Source organism: Pseudoalteromonas sp. SR44-5 (assembly GCF_014163675.1).
GTDB classification, from domain to species: Bacteria; Pseudomonadota; Gammaproteobacteria; order Enterobacterales; family Alteromonadaceae; genus Pseudoalteromonas; species Pseudoalteromonas rhizosphaerae.
The window spans coordinates 1-757 of sequence record NZ_JACJDT010000150.1 but is presented as its reverse complement, the minus strand read 5'-3'; the positions used below and the strand labels follow the sequence as shown (position 1 = coordinate 757).

1 protein-coding gene is annotated in these 757 nt (G+C 52.2%); it reads left to right on the top strand.

Going from position 1 to position 757, the window contains the following annotated elements; genetic code table 11:
* On the top strand, positions 1 to 757 hold a 757-nt coding region (locus H5154_RS22930), incomplete at both ends, for an Ig-like domain-containing protein (RefSeq protein ID WP_182719754.1).

The window sequence follows — 757 nt, the reverse complement described above, 5'->3', positions numbered from 1 at the left end:
GTAATGTGCGCACGATCACTTCGACTGATTTTGATGGTACGCCACCGACGCTCACGGTGAGCGTCGATACATTGAGCAATGACAACACCCCAGCCATTAGTGGGACCACTGATGCGGGTCAAGGGGCTGCAGTGACGGTGGTTGTTACCGATAAAGATGGCAACAGCGAAACCCTCAGCGCCACCGTGGATGCCAATGGTGATTGGGTAATTAGCCCGACAACCCCACTGCCTGATGGTGCGTTTAGTGTTGATGTCAGTGTCCTTGATGGTGTTGGCAACGAAACCACCGACTCGGTTAGTGGTGTGATTGATACCACCTCGCCGAGTCTCACTGTACAAGGTGTCGGTGCTGGCAGTGACGTCACCCCGGTATTCAGTGGCACCAGCAATGAAATCGGTGGCACAGTGACCTTAGTGGTTACCGATGCTAACGGGGTCGAACAAACCCTAAGCGCGACAGTACAAAGCAATGGTCAATGGTCTGTGGAAGTACCAAATGGCTTGAGCGAGGGCGATTACAGCGTTGAGACGACCATCCTGGATGCGGCTGGAAATAGCACGCAAGTCAACTTAACGGGCACTATTGATATCTCAGTGCCTGTTGTTATGGTTAATGATAATGGCCTTGGAAACAATGCGACACCAACGATTACGGGTACCTCAACCGAGCCTACGGGCACCGTTGTTAGCATCAGTATCGTGGATGTCAATGGCGATAGTTATGGATTAAGTGCCACCGTCCTCGCTGATGGTTC